This window comes from Streptomyces purpurascens (assembly GCF_045040895.1).
GTDB lineage: Bacteria > Actinomycetota > Actinomycetes > Streptomycetales > Streptomycetaceae > Streptomyces > Streptomyces purpurascens.
In genome coordinates, this window is record NZ_CP108341.1 from 2,889,872 (window position 1) to 2,907,045 (window position 17,174).

General features: G+C 68.8%; 14 protein-coding genes. 9 read left to right on the plus strand and 5 right to left on the minus strand.

All coding sequences use genetic code 11. From position 1 onward, the window contains the following. Positions 1-68: 68 nt before the first annotated feature. Entirely contained in the window at positions 69-1,091 is a 1,023-nt protein-coding gene (locus OHU35_RS13220) for an NADP-dependent oxidoreductase (RefSeq protein ID WP_189724945.1), read from the minus strand. 101 nt (positions 1,092-1,192) lie between these two features. On the opposite strand from OHU35_RS13220, the gene OHU35_RS13225 reads away from it, so the two are divergent. From OHU35_RS13225 to OHU35_RS13265, 9 genes are all read left to right on the plus strand, one after another. After that, a complete protein-coding gene (locus tag OHU35_RS13225; RefSeq protein ID WP_359896289.1) occupies positions 1,193-1,642 on the plus strand; it encodes a MarR family transcriptional regulator in 450 nt (149 codons plus the stop codon). A 1,242-nt stretch (positions 1,643-2,884) separates the two neighbouring features. Further along, the gene (locus OHU35_RS13230; protein WP_184592226.1) at positions 2,885-4,048 is read left to right on the plus strand and encodes a mandelate racemase/muconate lactonizing enzyme family protein; all 1,164 of its coding nucleotides are present in this window, start codon (positions 2,885-2,887) and stop codon (positions 4,046-4,048) included. A 61-nt stretch (positions 4,049-4,109) separates the two neighbouring features. Further along, on the plus strand, positions 4,110-5,114 hold the full coding sequence (locus OHU35_RS13235; protein ID WP_405505353.1) for a zinc-binding dehydrogenase: 1,005 nt from the start codon (positions 4,110-4,112) through the stop codon (positions 5,112-5,114). Positions 5,115-5,234: 120 nt separating this feature from the next. Then, positions 5,235-6,203, plus strand: a complete 969-nt coding sequence (locus OHU35_RS13240; protein ID WP_405505354.1) for a hypothetical protein — start codon at positions 5,235-5,237, stop codon at positions 6,201-6,203. 142 nt (positions 6,204-6,345) lie between these two features. Then, positions 6,346-7,458, plus strand: a complete 1,113-nt coding sequence (gene chvE, locus OHU35_RS13245) for a multiple monosaccharide ABC transporter substrate-binding protein (protein ID WP_359896083.1) — start codon at positions 6,346-6,348, stop codon at positions 7,456-7,458. A gap of 46 nt (positions 7,459-7,504) precedes the next feature. Continuing rightward, positions 7,505-9,055, plus strand: a complete 1,551-nt coding sequence (gene mmsA / locus OHU35_RS13250) for a multiple monosaccharide ABC transporter ATP-binding protein (RefSeq protein ID WP_189724950.1) — start codon at positions 7,505-7,507, stop codon at positions 9,053-9,055. Next, entirely contained in the window at positions 9,052-10,296 is a 1,245-nt protein-coding gene (gene mmsB, locus OHU35_RS13255) for a multiple monosaccharide ABC transporter permease (protein ID WP_189724951.1), read from the plus strand. The genes mmsA and mmsB overlap by 4 nt, the downstream gene beginning before the upstream one ends. 58 nt (positions 10,297-10,354) lie before the next feature. Beyond that, positions 10,355-11,503, plus strand: a complete 1,149-nt coding sequence (locus OHU35_RS13260; RefSeq protein WP_189724952.1) for an aldose epimerase family protein — start codon at positions 10,355-10,357, stop codon at positions 11,501-11,503. Between the two features lie 180 nt (positions 11,504-11,683). Next, a complete protein-coding gene (locus OHU35_RS13265; RefSeq protein WP_405505355.1) occupies positions 11,684-13,441 on the plus strand; it encodes a pyridoxal phosphate-dependent aminotransferase in 1,758 nt (585 codons plus the stop codon). A 16-nt stretch (positions 13,442-13,457) separates the two neighbouring features. Here OHU35_RS13265 and OHU35_RS13270 read toward each other — a convergent pair whose 3' ends face one another. The 4 genes from OHU35_RS13270 to OHU35_RS13285 form a co-directional block, all read right to left on the minus strand. Continuing rightward, the gene (locus tag OHU35_RS13270; protein ID WP_189724954.1) at positions 13,458-14,285 is read right to left on the minus strand and encodes a hypothetical protein; all 828 of its coding nucleotides are present in this window, start codon (positions 14,283-14,285) and stop codon (positions 13,458-13,460) included. 221 nt (positions 14,286-14,506) lie between these two features. After that, entirely contained in the window at positions 14,507-15,556 is a 1,050-nt protein-coding gene (locus tag OHU35_RS13275; RefSeq protein ID WP_359896085.1) for a hypothetical protein, read from the minus strand. 201 nt (positions 15,557-15,757) lie between these two features. Beyond that, positions 15,758-16,738 carry an arabinan endo-1,5-alpha-L-arabinosidase gene (locus OHU35_RS13280; RefSeq protein ID WP_405505356.1) on the minus strand — a complete coding sequence of 327 codons (981 nt, stop codon included), beginning with the start codon at positions 16,736-16,738 and terminating at the stop codon, positions 15,758-15,760. Between the two features lie 227 nt (positions 16,739-16,965). Next, positions 16,966-17,154 (minus strand): hypothetical protein, encoded by a 189-nt coding sequence (locus tag OHU35_RS13285; protein ID WP_189724957.1) that lies wholly within the window; start codon positions 17,152-17,154, stop codon positions 16,966-16,968. Positions 17,155-17,174: the final 20 nt, after the last annotated feature.

Consider the following 17,174-nt stretch of genomic DNA (forward strand, 5'->3'; position numbering starts at 1 on the left):
CGCGGCTCGCGCCCGGGCCGAGCGGATTCGGAAAAAACTTACCGCATGCCGAAAACCAACAGAAGGCGTCAGAGCTTGACGATCATCTTCCCGGTGTTGTCACCGCGCAGCACGCCCAGGAACGCCTCGAGGTTGTTCTCGATGCCCTCGACGACCGTCTCGCGGTACTTCAGCTCACCGGAGGCGACCCAGGGGGCGACCTCGCGCACGAACTCCGGCTGAAGGTCGTAGTGATCGCTCACGAGGAAGCCCTCCATACGGCCGCGGGTCGCGATCAGCCGGGCGAGGTTCTTCGGACCGGCGACGGGCTCGGTGGTGTTGTAGACGGAGATCATCCCGCAGATGGCGATCCGCCCGCCCTCGTTGAGGGATCCCAGGGCGGCCTCCAGGTGGTCACCGCCCACGTTGTCGAAGTACACGTCGATCCCGTCCGGGGCGGCCTCGCGCAGCTGCCGGCCCACGGGCCCGTCCTTGTAGTTGAAGGCGGCGTCGAAGCCGTACTCCTCGACGAGGAGCTTCACCTTCTCGTCGGACCCGGCGGACCCGATGACCCGCGAGGCACCCTTCAGCTTGGCGATCTGCCCGACCTGGCCGCCCACGGCACCGGCGGCGCCGGACACGAAGACGGTGTCGCCCTCCTTGAAGGAGGCGGTGCGCAGCAGGCCCGCGTAGGCGGTGAGACCGGTCATGCCCAGCACACCCAGGTACGTCGACAGCGGCGCGGCGTCCGGGTCCACCTTGACGGCGTTCTTCGCGGCCACGACGGCGTACTCACGCCACCCCAGGAAGTGCAGTACGTGATCCCCGACGGCCAGCCCCTCGACATTGGAGGCCACGACCTCGCCGACGGCACCGCCCTGCATGACCTTGCCCAGCTCGAACGGGGCGACGTAGGACTTCGCGTCACTCATGCGGCCACGCATGTACGGGTCCACGGAGAGGTACTTGTTCCGCACGAGGACCTGCCCCTCGCCCGGCTGCGGAACCTCCGCCTCGACGAAGGCGAAGTCCTCGGGCTTCGGCCAGCCGACGGGGCGGCTCGCCAGGTGCCACTCGCGGCTGACGGCGGGGAGGGTGGGGGTGTCGGTCATGATGCGCCTGTCCTCACTGGCTCGAGCAGATGTTTCAGTAACTGAAACAACCATGCTCCTGAATATTTCAGGTTGTCAAACAACCGGGTACCCTCGATCCCATGGTTTCCACCACACCGACCCCGGACTCCCGCCACCCCGATCCGCTGACCCTCGAGGTCGTCGAGCTCATCGGGGAGGTCGTGGCCCGGTTCCACGAGGACTACGAGGAGGCGGCGGCGGAACACTCCCTCACCGGTGCGCAGGCACGCCTGCTGAGCCTGCTGTGCCTCGAGCCGCTGCCCATGCGGAGGCTTGCCCAGCGGTTGAAGTGCGAGCCGTCCAACGTCACGGGGATCGTGGACCGGCTGGAGGCGCGGGGGCTGGTGGAGCGGCAGCCTGATCCCGCGGACCGGAGGGTGAAGGTGGCGGCGGCGACGGGTGAGGGGCGGCGGGTGGCTCGGAGTCTGCGGGAGTCCCTGCGGTTCGCCCGGGAGCCGCTGGCCGGGCTCTCCGAGGGGGAGAGGGTGGCGTTGCGGGATGCGCTGAGGGGGATGCTGGGGGCTGTGTGACGGGCGGCCGGAGTTCAGTACTCGGCGTCGCTGCTGAGGCTGGCTGGGTGCGCAGCCCGGCGTAGCGGGGTGCCGCTGCGCCCACCCGTGCCGCCCCTAGCGGCACGCATGCCCGCAGCGGCGGGGGGGGACTACGCAAGGGGACGTGTCGGGGGGTGTCCGCCCGCAGCTGGTTGGCGCGTCAACGCCAGTCAGTCGGCGTCCAACCCCATCGCGCCGTTCCGAGGACGGACACCCCCCGACACGGCCCCGACCCACCACCACCGCGCAGACGACTACGCACACCACCACAGGAAGCGGTTGCACGTCTTCGTCGGCGACGGTTCCGGCGTCGGAGCCGGGGTCGTCGGATCCGCGGTTCGTGTCGGTGCCGGTGCCGGAGGGGCGGCCGTAGGGGCCGAGGCCGGGCGGCTCGGAGACGCCTCCGCCGCGGGAGACCGGGTCGGCTCAGGAACCTTCGACTTCTCGTCCTTCGGGGATGTGGAAGCCGACGGCGAGTCGGACGCCCCCGAGGAAGGGGACCTCGACGCTCCCTCGACCCCAGGCGTGTCGCCCGCAGGGCGGACCGTCTCGCCCGCCTCCGCCGGCTCACCCTCGGCCTCCGCCGGCTTCGACGTCGACTTCGGTGCGTCCATGCCCAGCTCCGCGAGGCTCAGCCCACCCGCCGCGAGCACGAACCCCGCCGCGACGAACAGGGCCCGGCGCCGCCGGCGGCGATGTGCCGCGGCCTTCCGGTCCCGCCTGCTCGACCCACCCGGACCTTCGGCCACCGGCCCGTGCCCACCCCCGCGTCCACGCCGGCGAGCAGCACGCCCCACCGGCTCATCGACCTCTTCATGGTCGTCGCGTTCATCGCCGCCGTGAACGCCTTCGTCCCCCTCGGACACAGCGTCATACTCTCGCTCACTCCAGCGCAGCGCATCCGCCGAGGTGCCACACCCCGGGCACGCCAGCGCGCCGTTGAGGTGCCGTCGGCACGGGTCGCAGTAGTCCATGACGCGGGAAGATTAAGTTCCGCGCCGGTCACGTTCCTAGATCCAGCTGTGAAGGTTCTGCACGGACACGCCTCACCCCTGGTTTCGAAACTGTCGAAACCGTTATGCGCGCGACCCATTGACACTCCGACCACCCCGTCCTTACTGTCACGCCAGCATTTCGAACGTGTGCCGAAATCTCGAACACGTCGAACTGAACTGAATGACTGACGGAACTGAGCCGACGAAGCTGCGAGGGACAACCGCCGTGCGCATCACCGGAATCAGCACACACGTGGTCGGGACGCCGTGGCGCAACCTGACATACGTCCAGGTGCACACCGACGAGGGAATCACCGGAGTCGGCGAGACCCGGATGCTGGGACACACCGACGCCCTTCTCGGCTACCTGAGGGAGGCCGAGGCCAACCACATTCTCGGCTCCGACCCCTTCGCTGTCGAGGACCTCGTCAAGCGGATGAAGTACGGCGACTACGGCCGCGCGGGCGAGATCGTGATGTCCGGTATCGCCGTGATCGAGATGGCGTGCTGGGACATCAAGGGCAAGGCCCTCGGCGTCCCCGTCTGGCAGCTGCTGGGCGGCAAGGTCACCGACAAGGTCAAGGCGTACGCCAACGGCTGGTACACCACGGAGCGGACACCCGAGGCCTACCACAAGGCCGCCCAGGGCGTGATGGAGCGCGGCTACCGGGCGCTCAAGATCGACCCCTTCGGCACGGGCCACTTCGAGCTGGACCACCAGCAGACCCTGTACGCCGTCTCCCTGATCGAGGCCGTCCGGGACGCCATCGGCCCCGAGGCCGAGCTGATGCTGGAGATGCACGGCCGCTTCTCCCCCGCCACGGCCGTACGCCTGGCCAGGGAGCTGGCCCCGTTCAACCCGGCATGGCTGGAGGAGCCGGTCCCGCCGGAGAACCTCAAGGCGCTGGAGAAGGTCGCGGCCAAGGTCGACATGCCCGTCGCCACCGGTGAGCGCATCCACGACCGGATCGAGTTCCGCGAGCTGTTCGAGAGCCAGGCCGTCGACATCATCCAGCCGGACGTCGGCCATATCGGTGGAATCTGGGAGACCAGGAAGCTCGCGGCGACGGCCGAGACGCACTACGTGCTGGTGGCTCCGCACAACGTCGGCGGCCCGGTCCTGACCGCCGCCTCCCTCCAGGTCGGCTTCACCTCCCCGAACTTCAAGATCCTGGAGCACTTCAACGACTTCGCGGACGCGGAGATCAAGAAGGTCGTCAAGGGCGCCCCGCAGGTGAACCCGGAGGACGGCTGCTTCCACCTCTCCGACGCCCCCGGACTGGGTGTCGAGCTGGACGTGGACGCCGCTGCCGAGTTCCCGCAGCAGCAGGCCCGTTTCGACCTCTGGGCGGAGGGCTGGGAGCAGCGCAAGCCCAAGGGCAGCCAGTGACCGTCCGGCCCCCGGAAACCCGGAACCGGCAACCGAAACCTTCGAAAACCGGAGGAGCCACGTGAGCACCGCGGTAGTCATCGACGCCCCGGGCGAGCACCGCCTCGTCCCGCACGAGCCCCGGCGGCCCGAGGCCGGCGAGGCGCTGGTCCGGGTCCACGCGTCCGGCATCTGCGGCAGCGACCGCGAGGTCTACCAGGGCAACCGCCCCGAGGGCTACGTCCGCTACCCGCTCACCCCGGGCCACGAGTGGTCCGGGACGGTGGAGGCGGTGGGCGCGGGCGTCCCCGCGTCGCTCGTCGGCCGCAAGGTCGTGGGCGAGGGCTTCCGCAACTGCCAGGTCTGCGACCGCTGCCACGCGGGCGACACGACGCTGTGCACGGCCGGTTACGAGGAGACGGGGTTCACCCAACCGGGCGCGATGGCGGCCACGCTGACGCTTCCGGCCCGTCTCCTGCACGCCCTCCCGGACGACTGCGACCTCACCGCCGCGGCCCTCCTGGAGCCCGCCGCCTGTATCGCGGCCGCCGCGCTGAAGGCGAACGCCCAGCCGGGCGAGCGGGTCGCCGTGGTCGGCACCGGCACCCTCGGCATGTTCGCCGTGCAGTTCCTGAAGGCGAACTCGCCCGCCGAGCTCCTGGTCGTCGGCACCCGCCGGGACCGCGAGGCGCTGTCGCGGCAGTACGGCGCGACGGACTTCCGGACGAAGGACCAGGAACTCCCGGACGACATCGACGTGGTGATCGAGACGGCCGGGTCCGCGGACGCCGCCCGGATCTCCGCCGCCCTGCTCCGGCGGGGCGGCCGGCTGGTCCTGACGGGTATCCCGGCGTCGGGTGCCGACGGCCTCGACCCGACCGACCTCGTCGTGAAGCAGCTGGAGGTGCACACCGTCTTCGGTGCTCCGCCGGACGCCTGGTCGCACACGGTGCGGGTGTTCGCCGCCGGTCTGCTCGATCCGCTGCCGCTGGTGACGCACGAGCTGCCGCTCACCGAGTTCTCGCAGGCCATCGAGCTGGTGGGAGCCGGCGATCCGAAGGTGGGCAAGGTGTTGCTCCGCCCGTAGACGTACGCCGGTACGGGGGCAACCTGACGGCTCCCGTACCGGCGTACCCCACCTCGACCTCGCCTTGCCGTACCCAGAGCCGCGAACCTCGTCCGAAATATCGAACCGAAGGACTTTCCTGTGACCGACGCTTCCGCCACGGCAGCCCGCAGGCCCGGTGAGCAGGCGCTCGCCGGCCTCGGCCTGAAGGCGCCCGCCCTCGACCCCGCCGATGCCTCGCCGCACTCCTTCCCCGGCGGCGGCCGCTGGCGCACCGAGATCCCCTCCTGTGAGGGTCCCGAGGCGCTGGCGGTGGTCCTGAAGGAGGCCTCGCGACTGGACGTGCCGATCCACCGGATCAGCCAGGGCAGCGGCATCTGGATGCTGACCGACGCCGAGATCACCGAGATGGTCGAGTCGACGGCCGAACGCGACATCGAGCTCTGCCTGTTCACCGGCCCGCGCGGCACCTGGGACATCGGCGGCTCGACCCGGACCGACTCGCGCGGCGCGGGCCTCAGAGCCCGCGGCCACGACGCCGTCGCCGGATGTGTCGAAGACGCCGTCCGGGCCACGGAGTTGGGCGTCAAGTGCCTGCTCGTCGCCGACGAGGGCGTGCTGTGGACCCTGCATCGGGCGCGCGCGGCCGGCATCATCCCGGCCGACACGACCCTCAAGGTGAGTGCGCTCATCGGGCCGGTCAACCCGGCGGCGTACGCGGTGTACGAGAAGCTGGGCGCCGACTCGGTCAACGTGCCCAGCGACCTGACGCTCGATCACCTCACCGAGATCCGCCGGGTGTCCGGCGCTCCGATGGACATGTACATCGAGGCTCCCGACGACCTCGGCGGCTACATCCGGATGTACGAGGTCGCCGAACTCATCCGGCGCGGCGCCCCGTTGTACCTGAAGTTCGGCCTCTCGAAGGCGCCCGGGATCTACCCCTACGGGCACCACATGCGGGAGTTGACCCTGGCCACCGCCAAGGAACGCGTGCGGCGCGGCCGGCTCGCCCTGGACCTCCTGGCGCGCCACGGGGCGGACGGCGACATGGCGCCGCTCGGCTCCCGACTGCCGGGCGATCTACAACGGTTCGAAATCTCGGCATAACGTTCCGGAAACTCGGCTTCACAAAAGAAGACACAGCCGACCACAATCCGACACATCTCTTCTCGGTCTTTCCGGCACGACCACCCGGAGCGACTTCGCGCCTCCCAGACCGAGCCCTGCACACAGATCAAGGATGATCAATATGCGTAACCGCAGAGCCGCTCTCGCCGCCATAGCCGGAGCCGCGTCCCTCGCCCTGACCCTGTCCGCCTGTGGCCAGAACAGCGAGGGCGGCGCCAAGGAGAGCGAAGGAGACGCCAAGGGAGGCACCGTCGGCATCGCGATGCCGACCAAGTCCTCCGAGCGCTGGATCGCCGACGGCAAGAACGTCGTCACGGAACTGGAGTCCAAGGGCTACAAGACCAAGCTGGTCTACGGCGAGGACGACCCGGACCAGCAGGTCTCACAGGTCGAGAACCTGATCACGCAGGGCGTCAAGGCGCTGATCATCGCCGCCATCGACAACAAGTCGATGAACAACGTGCTCCAGCAGGCCAAGGACGCGAACATCCCGGTCATCTCCTACGACCGCCTGATGCTCGGCTCGAAGAACGTCGACTACTACGCGTCGTTCGACAACGAGAAGGTGGGCGAGCTCCAGGGCAGCTACATCGTCGAGAAGCTCGGCCTGAAGGACGGCTCCAAGAAGGGCCCCTTCAACATCGAGCTGTTCGCCGGCTCCAACGACGACAACAACACCCGCTACTTCTTCGGCGGCGCGATGAAGGTCCTCCAGCCCTACATCGACAAGAAGCAGCTCGTCGTCCGCTCTGGCCAGACCAAGCTCAACCAGGTCACCACCCTGCGCTGGGACGGCGGCACCGCCCAGAAGCGCATGGACGACATCCTGACCTCGGCCTACAAGAGCGAGCGCGTCGACGCGGTCCTCTCCCCGTACGACGGCATCTCCATCGGCATCCTGTCGGCGCTGAAGTCCGACGACTACGGCTCCAAGGCCAAGCCGCTGCCGATCGTCACCGGCCAGGACGCCGAGGTCGCCTCGGTGAAGTCGATCATCGCCGGCCAGCAGTCGATGAGCGTCTTCAAGGACCTCCGCAAGCTCGCCAAGGTGTCCTCGAACATGGTCGACGCGCTGCTCAACAAGAAGAAGCCCGAGGTCAACGACACCAAGACCTACGACAACGGCGCGAAGGTCGTCCCGGCCTACCTGCTGGAGCCGGTCGCCGTCGACAAGAGCAACTACCAGAAGGAGCTCATCGACTCCGGCTACCTCAAGGAGAGCGACGTCAAGTAGTCCCCGCCACCGACCGACGATTCACCACTGATTGGAAGGCACGACCATGGCGGGACCCGTCCTGGAAATGCGCTCGATCGTCAAGACCTTTCCCGGCGTCAAGGCGCTCTCGGACGTCACGCTGAACGTCCGGCAGGGCGAGGTCCACGCCATCTGCGGGGAGAACGGCGCCGGCAAGTCGACCCTGATGAAGGTCCTCTCCGGCGTCCACCCGCACGGCACCTACGAGGGCGACATCCTCTTCGAGGGAGAGGTCTGCCAGTTCAAGGACATCCGGGCCAGCGAAGAGCGCGGCATCGTGATCATCCACCAGGAACTGGCCCTGGTGCCCTACCTCTCCCTCGCGGAGAACATCTTCCTCGGCAACGAGCACGCCACCCGCGGGATCATCAGCTGGACCGAGACCCTGCGGCACGCCACCGAACTGCTGCGCCGGGTCGGTCTCTCCGACCACCCGGACACCCGCGTCGCCGACATCGGCGTGGGCAAGCAGCAGCTCGTGGAGATCGCGAAGGCCCTGTCGAAGAAGGTGAAGCTGCTCATCCTGGATGAGCCGACCGCCGCGCTGAACGACGAGGACAGCGGCAAACTCCTGGATCTCATCCTGGAGTTGAAGAAGCAGGGCATCACCTCGATCATCATCTCCCACAAGCTCAACGAGATCCGCAAGGTCGCCGACTCGGTGACGATCATCCGCGACGGCCAGACCATCGAGACCCTCGATGTGAAGGCGGCGGAGACGAGCGAGGACCGGATCATCAGCGGCATGGTCGGGCGCGACCTGGAGAACCGCTTCCCGGAGCGGTCGCCGCACCAGCCCGAGGAGGGCGTGGCGCCCGCCCTGGAGATCCGGGACTGGACCGTGCACCACCCGATCGACCAGCAGCGCAAGGTCGTCGACGACGTGTCGCTCCAGGTGCGGCGCGGCGAGATCGTCGGCATCGCGGGCCTGATGGGCGCCGGCCGCACCGAACTGGCGATGAGCGTCTTCGGGCGGACGTACGGCCGGTACGCGGCCGGCACGGTCCTCAAGGACGGCACCGAGATCCGTACCAAGACCGTCCCCGAGGCGATCAAGCACGGCATCGCGTATGTCACCGAGGACCGCAAGCACTACGGCCTGAACCTCATCGACACCATCAACCGGAACATCTCGCTGAGCGCCCTGGGCAAGGTCGCCAAGCGCGGTGTGGTCGACGAGCACGAGGAACGCCAGGTCGCCGAGGGCTTCCGCAAGTCCATGAACATCAAGGCGCCGACCGTCTTCGAGCCGGTGGGCAAGCTGTCCGGCGGCAACCAGCAGAAGGTCGTCCTCAGCAAGTGGATCTTCTCGGGTCCGGACGTGCTGATCCTGGACGAGCCGACCCGCGGTATCGACGTCGGTGCCAAGTACGAGATCTACACGGTCATCGACCAGCTGGCCGCCCAGGGCAAGGCGGTCGTCTTCATCTCCTCCGAGCTGCCCGAACTGCTCGGCATGTGCGACCGCATCTACACGATGGCCGCGGGGCGGCTGACCGGTGAGTTCTCGAAGGCCGAGGCCTCCCAGGAATCGCTGATGCGTCAGATGACGAAGGACAAAGAGGTATCCCGATGAGCACGGACGTGACCGCCAAGACGCCGGCCCCGGCGCCGACCGGCAAGGGAGGGGAGGCCACGGGCACCGGACTGCTGCAGCTGATGCTGGACGGTATGCGCCGCAACATGCGGCAGTACGGCATGCTGTTCGCCCTCGGCCTGATCGTGGTCCTGTTCGCCGTGTGGACCGACGGCGACCTGCTGCTGCCGCGCAACGTCTCCAACCTGGTGCTGCAGAACAGCTACATCCTGATCCTCGCGATCGGCATGATGCTGGTCATCATCGCGGGCCATATCGACCTCTCGGTCGGCTCGCTGACGGCGTTCGTCGGCTCGATGGCCGCCGTGTTCATGGTCAAACACGACATACCGTGGCTGCTCGCCGTGGTGCTGTGCCTGGCCGTGGGCGCGGTCGCGGGTGCCATCCAGGGGTTCTTCATCGCGTACGGCGGCATACCGTCGTTCATCGTGACCCTGGCGGGCATGCTGATCTTCCGCGGTCTGACCGAGATCTTCCTGGAGGGCCAGACGCTCGGCCCGTTCCCGGAGGGCCTGCAGAAGGTCGCCAACGGGTTCCTGCCCGAGGTCGGTCCGACGACCAACTACCACAACCTGACCCTGCTGCTGGGCTTCGCGATGATCGCCTTCGTGATCTTCCAGGAGGTCCGTGACCGCAAGCGGCAGCAGGAGTTCAACCTGGACGTCCCGCCCGCCAAGCTGTTCCTGCTGAAGCTGGTCGCGATCGGCGCCGCCGTGCTGACGCTGACGATGCTGCTGGCCAGCTACAAGGGCGCCCCGATCGTGCTGCTCATCCTGGGCGTGCTGCTCGTCGGCTTCGGCTACGTGATGCGCAACGCGATCATCGGCCGTCACATCTACGCCATCGGCGGCAACCTGCCCGCGGCCAAGCTGTCGGGTGTGAAGGACAAGAAGGTCACCTTCCTGGTCTTCCTGAACATGGGCATGCTCGCGGCCCTGGCGGGTCTGGTCTTCGCCGCCCGCTTCAACGCGGCCTCTCCCAAGGCCGGCCTCAACTTCGAGCTGGAGGCGATCGCGGCCTCGTTCATCGGCGGTGCGTCGATGAGCGGCGGTGTCGGCACGGTGCTCGGCGCGATCATCGGCGGCCTGGTCCTGGGCGTGCTGAACAACGGTATGAACCTCGTCGGCATCGGCACCGACTGGCAGCAGGTCATCAAGGGCCTGGTCCTGCTGGCGGCGGTCGGGTTCGACGTGTGGAACAAGCGCAAGGTCGGTTCGTAAGTCAGATCGGGGCCCCGCCGGGAAGGCGGGGCCCTCTCCTTATACGGGAGCCGCACGCATGGAACTGAACAGACGCACGGTCATCGCCGGAGCAGCGGCGGCGGGCATAGCCGCCACCACCCTCGGCGGCACGGCGCACGCCACGGGAGGCAGGAAGCCGGTGAAGACGCTCTTCGGCAAGCTCGCCGACGGCACCAAGATCTACAGCTGGTCCCTCGAGAACGGCGGCACCCGCCTGAAGGTCCTCTCCTACGGCGGCATCGTCCAGTCGCTGGAGATCCCCGACCGCCGCGGCCGCTACGCCAACGTCTCCGCGGGCTTCGACAACGTCGAGGACTACGTCGCCAAGAGCCCGTACTTCGGCGCCCTGATCGGCCGCTACGGCAACCGCATCGGCAAGGGCAAGTTCACCCTCGACGGCAAGGACTACCAGCTTTCCGTCAACGACGGTGAGCAGAGCCTGCACGGCGGTGCCAAGGGCTTCGACAAGCGCGTGTGGGACATCGAGCCGTTCACCAAGGGCTCCGACGTCGGTCTGCACCTGTACTACACGAGCGTCGACGGCGAGATGGGCTACCCGGGCACGCTCAAGACGAAGGTGACGTACACGCTCACCCGGCACGGCGACTGGCGCATCGACTACGAGGCCACCACCGACAAGGCCACCGTCGTCAACCTCACCAGCCACGTCTACTGGAACCTCGCCGGCGCGGGCAGCGGCACGATCGAGGACCACGAGCTCCAGATCGCCGCCTCCCGCTACACGCCCACCGACGCGGGCCTGATCCCCACGGGCGAGCTGGCCAAGGTCGCCGGCACGCCCTTCGACTTCGGCCGTGCCAAGCCGATCGGCCGGGACATCCGCGTCGCGCACCCCCAGCTGGTGACCGCCAAGGGCTTCGACCACAACTGGGTCCTCGACAAGGGCCTCACCGCCCGGCCCGAGCACGTCGCCACCCTGCGCGACCCGGCCTCCGGCCGCACCCTGAAGATCGCCACGAACGAGCCGGGCCTGCAGTTCTACTCCGGCAACTTCCTCGACGGCACGCTGACCGGCCCGTCCGGCCGCACCTACCGGCAGGGCGACGCGCTCTGCCTGGAGACGCAGCACTTCCCGGACTCGCCGAACAAGCCGAAGTTCCCGTCGACGGTGCTGCGGCCCGGGCAGACGTACCGGACGACGACGGTCCACACGTTCGGCTGCTGATGTCTGTGGTGCCACTGACAAGCCTTCACAGGTAGGACACAAGTTCTGCCCGTATTCCCAACGGTTGAACAGTGTCACCACAGCCTCCGTATCTATGGGCGGCCCGCGCTCCCCCGCGCGGGCCGCCCTTAAACGTCGGGTCCGGCCGTCCCCAACGGACCCGCCTCATACGGAGGTTCCATGGCCGACAACGTCACGTCGCTGTTCCGCAGCACCGCGGCGCACAGCCCGTCGATGGCGGCGTTGACACGTGAGGGCGGCGAAGGCGCCGGGCCGGTGGACTTCTGTATCCCCTGCAACCCGTACTTCCCCACCCCGGCCATGTTCGACGACATGTCGGCCAGACTGCGCGACATCATCACGTACTACCCGAGCGGCGCCGACACCATCACGGCCGAACTGTGCAGCCTGCTCCAGCTGCCGCCGCAGTGCGTGGCCATGGGCAACGGCTCCACCGAGCTCATCACCTGGATCGACCACCTGCTGGTCCGCGAGTCCCTCGCCATCCCCGTCCCCACCTTCGGCCGCTGGACCGACCAGCCCATGGAGACCGGCAAGCGGGTCGACATGTTCCCGCTCCAGGAGTCCAGCGGCTTCGCCCTCGACCTCGCGCAGTACGCCGAGTTCATCCGCGCCCGGGGCACGCGCGTCGCGGTGATCTGCAACCCCAACAACCCCGACGGCGGCTTCCTGCACAAGCACGCCATCGTGCAGTTCATGGACGCCATGGCCGACCTCGACCTGGTCGTCATCGACGAGTCGTTCCTGGAGTTCGCGGACGCCGAGGCCGAGCCGTCCGTCGTCCAGGAGGCCATGCTGCGGCCCAACGTCATCGTGCTGCGCAGCCTCGGCAAGAACTTCGGCCTGCACGGCATCCGCTTCGGCTACCTCGTCGCCAACCCGGCGCTCGCGGGCCGCGTCCGGTCGATGCTGCCGAAGTGGAACCTCAACTCCTTCGCCGAGCATGTGGTGTTCATGCTCAAGGAGCACGGCGCCGAGTACGCGCAGAGTCTCCAGCAGGTGCGCCGCGACCGGCTCGACATGGCCAGCCAGCTTTCCTCCCTGCCCGGGCTGACGGTCTACCCGTCGCAGGGCAACTTCCTCTTCGTGCGCCTCCCCGTGGGCGCCGAGGGCACCGTGGTCCGGGACAGGATGCTCACCGAGCACCGGATCCTGGTCCGCGAGTGCGGCAACAAGATCGGTTCGTCCAGCCGCTTCCTGCGTCTCGTGGTGCGCCCCCAGGTGGACGTGCGTCGCCTGGTGTCCGGCCTGGAACAGGTGCTCTACGGGACGTCCAGGAGGGGAGCCGCCGTACCGGAGCTGGGCAACGGGACCAGCTACAGCTCGGGTACGGCGGCCGTGGACCGCCTGGTGAGCGAGACCAACGGGTCGGGCATGCGGGGGCTCGCCGCTCAGGCCACCGGTTTCGGTGGTCCGGGGCCCGCCGCGGCCCCGGCTGCCGCCGGCACCGGCATGCCGCTCCCCGCCGCCGCGTCCGCCATGCCGGCGGGCGTGGGCGGCGGGATGCCGATGCCGGCGGCGGCGCAGATGGGCCAGATGACGCAGATGGGCCAGATGGGGCAGCAGCAGATGCCGCAGCCCGTGCCTCAGCCGGTGCCGCAGCCCGCTCCGCAGCCCATGGCCGCACCGCTCCAGCAGCCACTGGCACCCGTCGCCCAAGCCCCGACCCCGGCTCCGGCTCCGGTCCCTGCTCCGGCTCCGGTCCCTGCTCCGGCGCCGGTCCCTGCTCCGGCGCCGGTCCCTGCTCCGGCTCCCATACCGGCCGCCGCCGGACCCACCCCGCCGGGCGTTCCCGCCCGGGGCGGCCTGACCGCCGCTCAGGTCAGGGGAACGAACGGCTTGTCACCCGCCCCGGCCACGGGCTGGCCGGGCACCCAGGCGTGGCCCAACGCGGCGGGGATGGGGCAGGCCGGGTAGCACCGCACACGTCGGATCAGCACTCCGGTTCACGGCCCAGGGGTCCGCTCACATACTCGACGCGCACCGAGTCGCTCTCACGCACCACCCACAAGGTCCCCTGGGAAGGGCGCCACTTCCGGTCCACGAGATACACCCGGTCGCCGGAGACGTAGAACAGCCGGAGGCCCGAGTACCGGAAGGCGTATGCGCTGTTCTCGGCCTTCACGCGCTGGTAGCAGGCGCCGCCCCCGCGAATCATCAGGTCCTTCTCACTGAAGACCACGACGCTGGGGAAGGCGGGCGTGTTCACCGCCCGCGCGGCTTCCTCGGCGCGGCCTCGGCCGACGATTCCCGCGTACGAGGAGACGGCCCAGAAGAGGGAGAGCAGGCACAGGACGAGGGCCAGCGCCCAGATGTTGAGGCGTAGCCGCCGTTGGGCGGTGTCGCTCGCGGCCGGCTGGGCGGGCCGGGTGAGGGCGTAGGCGGCTGCCAGAAGCCCAGGGATGGCGACGAGGGGGAGGACCAGCTCGAAGAGGGCCGGGTGCAGAACGTAGAAGGGCGCCAGGGCGACGGGAGGCAGCCACCCCCAGCGCATACGGCGTACGGCGGTCTCGGCCCGCCCGGGGGAGCTCGTGACCCAGCGCTGGAGCCCGATGGCGGCGAGCAGGGCTCCGACGGCCAGGAAGGCGGGCAGGAAGAGGGCCTCGACGCTGCGCAGCAGGTACTCGCTGGTGGAGAGACGGAAGATGCTGTCGCGCAGGCCGAGGGCGCGGGTCTCCGCGTCGGTGCTGGCCCAGCCGAAGTAGAAGAGCACGGCCGCGAGCAGGGACACGAGTGAGCCGATGGTGCCGAGGAGTTCCATCCATCCAGGCCGTTGAGGACCGTCCGGCGCGGACCCGGGTTCCGGTGTGCTCGGTGGACGGACGGGGGGCGTCGGGGTCGGTGGTGATGCGGGACCAGGACCGGGCGCGGGATCAGGTACCGGTTCGGGTACGGGATCAGGGCCGGACGCAGGGGGCGGCACGCGCCGCAGGCGGGCGGTCAGCGATCTGAGCCAGGATCCGTCGGTGGGGGCGGCCATGGTCAGGGGGCGGTGACCGTGAGTTCACCGGCGTCCAACTCGACGCTCCGGGTCTTCAGAGTGATCCGCACGGCGCCCGCGGGCGCGTCGGCGGGGACCTCGAACGTCACGGTGGCGTTGAGGCAGCAGACGGGGTGCATGCGGTTGGCGTTGTCGACGAGGCGGACTTCACGGCCGTCCGCGTACACCGTCGCCGCGCTGGGCCAGGTCCCCTTGACCTCCACCGTGGCTCCGGGCGCCGCCTGCCTCGGGGACATGCCGGTGATGACCGACGGGCAGGCCTGGACTCCGTTGCCGGCCGGGCGAATTCGAATTCCGGCGTCGGGATGCGCGGCCCTGAATTCGGCGAGTTGCCCGAGGGTGCGGCGCGCCGCCGTGTACTTGCAGTCTCCCGACGGCTGGTTCTTGACGACGGCGTACGCGTCGATCGCCTTCTGCCATTCGCCTTCTTCTCCGCCGACGGCGTAGCAAGCGGCGATCAGCCCTTCCAGTACCTTCCAGGCAGCGGGTCGCGCCTGCCAATTCCTCGGGCCCGCGTTGTCGTACCAGCGCTTGGCCTCGGGGCAGTTCCTCGCCTGTACCAAGTCGTAGACGTGGTCCGTGTTGATTCCGTCCCACTCCGGTGAACTGGGCCCGAACGGGGCCCAGGAGAACTCCCGGTCGGGAGCCGGGTCGGTGGACTTCTCGCGTTCTTCGCCGGAGCCGCCGTTGCCACGGCCCCCGCTGGTCCGGCCGGGCTTCCACGTGGAGCTCCCCTTGTCACCACCGGTCCAGGTCTCGCCCCCGCTGCCCGAGCCGCCCGAACTCGAGGAGGAGCCGCCCGCTCCGCCGCCCGTCGAGCCACCGCCCGTCGAGCCACCGCTGGCGGAACCGCCGCCCGAGCCGTCCCAGGAACCGCCGGAGGAGTCCGTGCCCTCGCCCGTGTCATCCGCACCGGGCGCACCCGTCGTGCCGGTCGGACCGGCGGGGACACCGGCCCGGGGCTCCTCCGACGATCCACACCCCGCGGTCACCAGAACGCCTGCGAATGCGACTGCGGCGAGGGTCGACATCGACCTCCGCCGAGTCGAATCGGCACGCCTCGACAATCCGTCGAGAAACACGTTCACCATCCGCCCCCCACCCCATGGCACAACGCACCTGACGATTCAGGCCGCATATTATCCGCCTGGAGAGATCGACAAACCGGGGGGAAAGAAAAGGAAAGAAATGGGACTCTACCGGACCAGTTCAGTCTCCACTGTTGGCAATTGTCAGTAGGCGACGGGCCAGCCGCTGCTCCAGTTCAGGAGGTTGATGCCCAGCTTGGGTGTGCCGTTGTCGTTGCCGTCGTAGTAGTGGTAGACGATCAGGTCCCCGTCGACGTCCTTCAGGATCGACTGTCCGCCGGGGCCGATGACGTTGCCGTGCGACTCCAGGACGGGTGTGCCACCGTTGTTCATCAGGTCGACGCCGTTCTTGTCGCGGTACGGGCCGGTGATGGCGGAGGCGCGCCCGACCTTGACCTTGTAGGTCGAGCCGGTCCCGTTGCAGCAGGTGTCGTACGAGGCGAAGAGGTAGTAGTACCCGCCCCGTTTGACGATGAAGGGCGCCTCGACGGCCTTGGTCCCGGTGGGGCGGGAGGCGAGCGAGTAGCGGGTGGTGTTGGAGGACAGCTGCTTCCCGGTGGACGGGTTGATCTGGATCATCTTGATCCCGGTCCACCAACTGCCGAAGGACAGCCACCACTTGCCGTCGTCGTTCACGAAGAGGTTCGGGTCGATGGCGTTGAAGTCGCTCGCGGAGTTCGAGGTGTAGACGGTTCCCTGGTCGGTCCAGCTGCCCGGCTGGCCGGTGCTGGAGGTCGCGAGGCCGAGCGCGGACGTGTTCGAGCCGAACTTCGAGACGGAGTAGTACATCAGGTACTTGCCGCCGTGGTACGAGATGTCCGGCGCCCAGGCCTCCGGCACGGAGGAGTAGTTCCGCCACCAGCTCGGCCTGCTGGAGAAGGCGTCGCCGCCGTTCCTGAAGGCGGTGCGGTCGCCGGACGTCTTGTTGCTGACGCCGCCGCCGGTGGCGTAGAGCAGGTACTGGCCGGACGAGGTGCGGATCATCGACGGGTCGTGGGTGACGATGTCGCCGGTGACGCGCCCGGGGTTGGGGTACGCGGACGCCGTGCCCGGGATCAGGGTGAGCAGGAACGCGGCGGGGAGGGCGAGCAGGGCGGTTCTCTTGCGCAGGGTGGAGCGGCTCATGCGGGTCCTCCTTGCGGTGGGGGCTTGCGGTGGGGGTGACAGCACTGACCGATATCTCGAACAGCGATCGCAAGTTCGAACGGACCGTAGAATCGAACCCCTTGCGCGTCAATGGTCCGCGCACGAGGGCGCGGCGTCCTCCCCCCTGCCCGGCCCCGGCGAGGGCGGCCGCCCATTGATCCTGCAAGTCAGTGCCCGCGTCTGCGGCCTGACGCAAGCGACGGGCCCTAGTCGTCCCCGCCACTCTGCTGTGAGCGGGAATTCCGGCTCACGCTGCGGGTCAGTTCACTGCCGAGCAGCGTCGCCTTGGCCACACCACGTGCCCAGCGCGGGGCGTCGCCCCGGGCCGCCCAGAAGACGCAGACGCAGCCGCCGATGACGAGCAGAACGACGACCGACAGTATGAGCACGAGCATGCTCGACCCCTATTTCGTGT

What these genes read in the sequence shown, in the direction of transcription:
- OHU35_RS13220 (WP_189724945.1), bottom strand. Translation starts at nt 1,091, where the DNA reads ATGACCGACACCCCCACCCTCCCCGCCGTCAGCCGCGAGTGGCACCTG.
- OHU35_RS13225 (WP_359896289.1), top strand. Translation starts at nt 1,193, where the DNA reads ATGGTTTCCACCACACCGACCCCGGACTCCCGCCACCCCGATCCGCTG.
- chvE (WP_359896083.1), top strand. Translation starts at nt 6,346, where the DNA reads ATGCGTAACCGCAGAGCCGCTCTCGCCGCCATAGCCGGAGCCGCGTCC.
- mmsA (WP_189724950.1), top strand. Translation starts at nt 7,505, where the DNA reads ATGGCGGGACCCGTCCTGGAAATGCGCTCGATCGTCAAGACCTTTCCC.
- mmsB (WP_189724951.1), top strand. Translation starts at nt 9,052, where the DNA reads ATGAGCACGGACGTGACCGCCAAGACGCCGGCCCCGGCGCCGACCGGC.
- OHU35_RS13260 (WP_189724952.1), top strand. Translation starts at nt 10,355, where the DNA reads ATGGAACTGAACAGACGCACGGTCATCGCCGGAGCAGCGGCGGCGGGC.
- OHU35_RS13265 (WP_405505355.1), top strand. Translation starts at nt 11,684, where the DNA reads ATGGCCGACAACGTCACGTCGCTGTTCCGCAGCACCGCGGCGCACAGC.
- OHU35_RS13270 (WP_189724954.1), bottom strand. Translation starts at nt 14,285, where the DNA reads ATGGAACTCCTCGGCACCATCGGCTCACTCGTGTCCCTGCTCGCGGCC.
- OHU35_RS13275 (WP_359896085.1), bottom strand. Translation starts at nt 15,556, where the DNA reads ATGTCGACCCTCGCCGCAGTCGCATTCGCAGGCGTTCTGGTGACCGCG.
- OHU35_RS13280 (WP_405505356.1), bottom strand. Translation starts at nt 16,738, where the DNA reads ATGAGCCGCTCCACCCTGCGCAAGAGAACCGCCCTGCTCGCCCTCCCC.
- OHU35_RS13285 (WP_189724957.1), bottom strand. Translation starts at nt 17,154, where the DNA reads ATGCTCGTGCTCATACTGTCGGTCGTCGTTCTGCTCGTCATCGGCGGC.